This is a genomic window from Robiginitalea sp., assembly GCF_049588695.1.
In the GTDB taxonomy this organism is placed as follows: domain Bacteria; phylum Bacteroidota; class Bacteroidia; order Flavobacteriales; family Flavobacteriaceae; genus Robiginitalea.
On sequence record NZ_JBAVZJ010000175.1, the window covers coordinates 1 to 2,764 of the forward strand.

The 2,764-nt window shown below is 49.8% G+C and carries 2 protein-coding genes; one reads left to right on the top strand and one right to left on the bottom strand.

Translation table 11 applies throughout. The features are described from left to right. A partial coding sequence (locus tag WBV75_RS04190) for a M20/M25/M40 family metallo-hydrolase (RefSeq protein WP_424119398.1) occupies window positions 1–1,470 on the top strand: 1,470 nt, incomplete at its 5' end. 96 nt (window positions 1,471–1,566) lie between these two features. Here WBV75_RS04190 and WBV75_RS04195 read toward each other — a convergent pair. Beyond that, window positions 1,567–2,430, bottom strand: coding sequence for a DUF808 domain-containing protein (locus tag WBV75_RS04195; protein ID WP_424119399.1), 864 nt, complete (start codon window positions 2,428–2,430; stop codon window positions 1,567–1,569). Between the last annotated feature and the right edge of the window lie 334 nt (window positions 2,431–2,764).

Below are 2,764 nucleotides of genomic sequence, written 5' to 3' on the forward strand. Positions count from 1 at the left end.
AATACGCAGGCCCAGGTACCCGTTGATGATGCTGCGTACTGGGAATATGCCAAAGCTTCCTTTCCACAGTTAAAGGAATTGCTCGCCATTCCCAACGATGCCCATTTTCCCAAAGAGATCGAGCGGAATGTCCAATGGTGCGAGCAGCATTTTACCCGCCGCGGTTTTAGCACCTTGCGCCTCGAAACCCCGGGCGCCCCATTACTGCTCGCGGAGCGAAAAACAACTACCATTGGGGCTAAAACCGTCCTGATCTACCTTCAGGTAGACGGGCAGCCGGTTGATCCGAAATTTTGGAACCAGGAGGACCCTTATACGGCTACCTTGAAAAAAAGGACCGCAGACGGAGTATGGGAGCCCATGGATTGGGACCGTCTGGCTTCATCGGATATAGATCCCGAATGGCGCATTTTTGCCAGGAGTACCTCAGATTCTAAAGGTGCGGTGAATATGTTCCTGACCGCCGTCGATATGATTGGTGATCGGGGGGAATCCCCGAATTTCAACATCAAGGTGATTATGGATTTTGAAGAAGAGATGGGATCTCCGAATTTACCGCAAGCTGTCAGGGCGTATAAGGAGGCTCTCGCTGCCGATATGCTCATCATTTTTGATGGTCCCCGACACATTGCCAACAAGCCCACCCTGACATTTGGCGCCCGGGGAATCTCCGAAATTACCCTGAAAATTTTTGGCCCCAACTTTCCACAACACAGCGGGCATTACGGAAATTGGGCTCCGAATCCCGCCGTCCGTATGTCCCAGCTCATTGCCAGTATGAAGGACGAAAACGAGCGGGTGACCATCCCCGGGTTTTACGACGGGATTTCCATCAGCGAGAAAGTGAAGCAGGTATTGGATGACGTCCCGGATCATGAGGACTATATCAACAAGCGCCTCGGGGTGGCCAAAGGAACCGGTGTTGCCCCTACCTATCAGGAGTCCCTGCAATATCCTTCCCTGAATGTCCGCGGCTTGAGCTCCGGTTGGATTGGAGAGGAAGCCCGGACTATCGTCCCGGCAACAGCTACTGCCGAGATCGATATCCGCCTGGTGGTGGAAAGCGATCCGGACCGGCTGATTAAGTTGGTGCGCGATCATATAGTCGGTCAGGGTTACTACGTCATAGACCGTGAGCCTACGGCTGAGGAGCGGGAAACCCACCCGCGGATTTGCCAGTTTAGGAGCAGTACATCTTACCTCGCCTTTCGCACGGATTTTGATTCGGAGGTGGGACTCTGGCTGGATCGGGCCCTTACTAATGCTTTTGGCGAAACCCCGATTAAGCAACGGACCTCAGGAGGAAGCATCCCGATTTCGCCTTTTGTAAGTGAATTGGGGGTCCCTGCCGTGACCGTTCCCACGGTGAACCGTGACAACAACCAGCACAGCCCTAACGAGAACATCCGAATTGGCAACTATGTGGACGGGATTAAGACGATTCACTATATCCTTAAGGAAGAATTGTAAGGTTTTCATTGGGATAAGGGATCGCCGTAGTTTGAAACCTTCAGCAAGTCCACAGTAAGCAACTGTACCCATCAAATCAAATTAATTACCCCGTTTTTATTTAAAGAGCTTCTTAAAAACCCACATCAGCAGGACCGCTACAGATCCGATGATAAGTCCGGTCAAAAAATCCTTAACGAGCGCAGGGAGGCCTGGCAAGAGGTGGTGCAGAAATTCTATATTGTGGTTAAAGATTCCTCCAGAAACGAGCAGCAAGGCCAGGGTTCCCACAACGGATAGTATTTTGATGACCCAGGGCAAGGCATTGACCAGAAACCGCCCGATCTTATCTGAGAGTCCGTCATCCCCGTCCTGCCAGTTAATGAGCTTACGGCCATAGTCATCCATACGAACGATCAGGGCCACGATCCCATATACTCCTATGGTGGCCAAAATAGCTACTGCGGAGACAACGAGGATTTGAGTAGAAATAGGTTCCTCTACCACGGTACTCAATGCGATGATAACAATTTCAATAGAAAGGATAAAATCGGTAAAAACGGCCTGTTTGATTTTCGTCTTTTCAAGGGCGGCTGCCTCCATTGCTGAATAAGGTGCTGCTTCAACCTCCACCTCCTCTTTTTTGTGGCCCATCAGGAATTCAATCACTTTTTCCGCCCCTTCATAGGCCAGGTAGACCCCGCCCAGCACCAAAATTATGGTAATCGCCAGGGGCAGGTATGCGCTTAAAAGGAAAGCAATTGGTAATATGATGAGTTTATTGAGAAAAGAACCCTTGATGATCGCCCAAAGCACCGGCAATTCCCGGCTGGCGACAAACCCGGTAGCCTTTTCCGCATTAACCGCCAGATCATCTCCCAGGATACCTGCGGTTTTTTTGGTAGCAATCTTGCTCATGGAGGCCACGTCGTCCATAAGCATAGCGATATCATCCAATACTGCGAAAAAGCCAGAAGCCATAGGATTAAGAGTTGGTTATAAAGGTATACTTTTTGCTATATGAAATCAAAAATGTGGTTTGTAAGGCAGAAGACAGGCGTTCGGGGGTATATCGTAAGCCACACTCCACCACGTGATCTTCCCGTAAATCCGAAGCGATGCATCACAATCAGTCGGCTTCAGGACATTTACAAATAAAGGGTTTTCGGTGTTGTTCTCTGATTAAAGAGGTCAAAGCCCATTAGAATTGAACCTGGAGGGGATCAGGCGTGTTTTTTCAGGAGTTTCTCCAGGACTATCTTAGGCATATTTCGCCACGAGGAATTTCACCGCCTTTTCCGGCTCCACTTCATTT